Annotated in this window: 3 protein-coding genes; all 3 read right to left on the bottom strand. The window is 47.8% G+C overall.

Annotated elements, in window-relative coordinates; translation table 11 throughout:
- Positions 1-651: gamma-glutamyl-gamma-aminobutyrate hydrolase family protein (locus WEIDD23_RS09650; RefSeq protein ID WP_062358939.1), on the bottom strand; the 651-nt coding region annotated here is incomplete at its 3' end.
- A 121-nt stretch (positions 652-772) separates the two neighbouring features.
- Positions 773-1,867: an aspartate-semialdehyde dehydrogenase gene (locus WEIDD23_RS09645; protein WP_010374101.1), complete on the bottom strand. Its 1,095-nt coding sequence runs from the start codon at positions 1,865-1,867 to the stop codon at positions 773-775.
- Between the two features lie 102 nt (positions 1,868-1,969).
- Positions 1,970-3,179 (bottom strand): aminotransferase class I/II-fold pyridoxal phosphate-dependent enzyme (locus WEIDD23_RS09640; RefSeq protein ID WP_010374103.1); only part of this gene is annotated, 1,210 nt, incomplete at its 5' end.

Raw genomic sequence — 3,179 nt, 5'->3', positions numbered from 1 at the left:
TTGCACAGCGCGGACAGATGCATCCGAATTCTGATACGCTTCAACCGTCCCATCGCTCGCAAACGCAGCAGGTTGCAAATCTGCGCCCAACTGCTTAATACCTTGGTGGTGGAATGAGTTCACAATTGGATTATCACCCAACGTACCCGTCAAAAAGTTATCTGGCAATACATCCAAACGATGCGTGGGCTCATACCACTTCACTGGGAATTGGTCGTGCTTCACAATTGGATTACCATTTTCTGGCGTATATTGCGTGTCGATATCTTGAATTAGCGTGCCACCCAAGGCAACGTTAATGAGCTGGGCACCGCGGCAAATCCCCATCAAAGGCTTGTTTTGTTTACGTGCCTCTGCGACAATCGCCAACTCAAATAAGTCGCGTTGTCGGTCTGTTTCGCCCATTTGTGGCGTTGGATCTTCACCGTAAAATAGTGGTCCAACGTCTTGCCCACCAATCAAAAGGACGGCGTCTACTGAATTAACATACTCAGCCGCTTCCTCTGGTGAACCCATTGGAAAGACAACTGGTAATGCGCCAGCTTCACGTAGCGCCGCCGTATAATTTTGTTGCGTATAGTCAACGTAATTCGTTCGGTGCTTTGGATTTGGGTGGTTCAAGTGATTACTTGGAATACCAATAATTGCCATCGTTGCGTGCCCCCTGTTTCAAATATGAAACATATTATACCGCTTTCATAAGCGTATGGTTATAAAAAGGAAGTTTTTTATACTAAAAAGCCTGAGATTATCCCCAGGCTTTCCATTAGATTTAGTCCGCAAACAACTCAGCGGAACCCGCTGGTACTCGGACAAGATCAAGGGCTACCAAACGCTCTGCAATTTGCACGGCGTTCCAAGCGGCACCCTTCAACAAGTTATCAGAAACCACCCACATGTGGTAGTTGCCATCATTTTCCAAATCAGGGCGGACACGACCAACAAACGTATCACGCTTACCTTCAGCGTTAATTGGTTGTGGGTAAATTTGGTGATCCGGATCATCTTCCAAGACAACGCCAGGCGCATCCGACAATGCTTGTTGGATGCCCTTTGTGCTAGCACCATCCTTGTCGGTCACTTCAAAGTAAACTGTCTCCCCGTGACCAACTGGTACCGGTACACGAACGGCCGTGGCCGTTACCTTGATGTCCGGCGCATTCTTATCACCCAACATAATCTTCTTCGTCTCATGAATCATTTTGTACTCTTCATGCGTGTAGCCCTCATCTTCAAAGACGTCAATTTGAGGCAACAAGTTAAAGGCCAATGGGTAATGCTTCTTGTCACCCTTGGTTGGCAAAATTTCAGCCGTTTCGGTCTCACCATTCAAGTGTTGTTGCGCCTGGTTCAGCAATTCATTCCAAGCAGATTGCCCCGCCCCAGACGCAGCTTGGTAGGTTGAGACAACGACTTGCTTCAAACCGAAATTTTGACGGATTGGTTCAAGTGCGACGACCATTTGAATCGTTGAGCAGTTCGGGTTAGCAACGATTCCATTGTGTTGATAAAGGGCCTGTTCATTAACCTCGGGTACCACCAGCGGCACGTTATCGTTCATCCGCCAAAATGACGTGTTATCCACAGCCACAGCCCCACGCTTAACCGCTTCAGGCAACAAGCGGGCTGACACAGAACCGCCGGCTGATGACAAGACCAAATCAACCCCCTCAAATGATTCGGGTTGCGCTTCTTCGATCACGATATCGGAACCACGGAATTGGCGGGTTTGACCAGCTGAACGAGACGAAGCCAACAACTTCAACGACTTAACCGGAATCGTTGATTGTTCCAATTGTTGAATCAAGCGGGTACCAACCGCGCCGGTAGCTCCTAAAATTGCAACTGTGTACTCACGTTCTGACATAATATTTTCTCCTTAAATTTTAATAAAAACCCGAAATTTGGGTACATTAAAAGCACAAGCCGAAATTAATCAGTTGTGCCATTAATTATTAGTGTTTTCTCATTAACCCTTGAGGTCGACGTAATGCTTCAAGCGCACCATCGCCGTCTGCAAATCTTCAGTTGAGGCTGCGTATGATAGACGCACATAACCTTCACCACCAGCACCAAAAATTGATCCCGGTGCGATCCCAAGCTTAACGGTTTCCGCTAAGTCGTAGACAAACGCCATATCATCAGTGTTCAAGTTTGCTGGAATCTTCGCGAAAATGTAGAAGGCGCCCCCTGGTTGTGCAGCGGTAAAACCAGCCTCTGCCAGACCAGCCATTACCAAATCACGGCGCTCCTTGTAGATATCACGCATTTCAATCGCATCAGCACGCCCATGACGCAACGCTTCATTGGCCGCTGCCATCATGGGACCCGGCACTGTCGTCACCAAGAATTGGTGCATTTTACCAACGTGCGTCATCAACGCAGCCGGTCCGGCCACATAACCCACACGGTAGCCCGTCATCGCATGTGACTTTGATAATCCGCTCACCAAGATGGTTTGTTCTGGCAACAACTTCGCCATTGAAACGTGTTCGCCATCGTAAACTAACTCGGCATAGATTTCATCAGACAAGACCAACAATTGGTGTTCAGCCAAAATGTCAGCAATTGCCTGTACTTGCGCACCAGTATAAGTGACACCCGTTGGATTTGATGGGTAGTTGAACAACACGGCCTTCACATTTGGATGTTCAGCTAACGTGGCTTGTAGTTTTTCTGGCGTCAATACAAAATCAGGTGCGGTGTTGATGCCAATCACTTCCAGGCCAATGATATTAGCGATTGCTTCATACATTGGGAAAGTTGGCGTTGGGATAATAATTTCATCACCCGCATTAAACAGCGCATTCATCGTCGCGAACAACGCTTCCGAAGCACCCACCGTCACTACCACTTCGCCGTTTGGCTCGTAACGTGGTGTATCAAACCGTTCAACCAGGTAGTCACTAATTGCTTCACGTAAAGCCAAATGCCCATGTGGCGCAGCGTAGTGTGAGTCGTCTTCATCAATCGCAGCTTTGGCAGCGTCCTTAATGTGCATTGGTACAGCAAAATCAGGCTCACCAAGTGTCAACTTTAAAATGCCGTCGATGGCAGAAAACTTTTGGTCCACTACTCGAATTGGTGATGGTAAAATCTGGGCCAATCGTGTGTTAAAACGATCAGCAAGGGCAGCATTTAATTCTGGCATGTTTTTCTCCTCTGGCTCACTGGCCATC

This window comes from Weissella sp. DD23, assembly GCF_001579105.1.
Taxonomy (GTDB): Bacteria; Bacillota; Bacilli; order Lactobacillales; family Lactobacillaceae; genus Weissella; species Weissella cibaria.
Note: the sequence above shows the minus strand (reverse complement) of the source record. Positions and strands in the feature narration are given on the sequence as shown.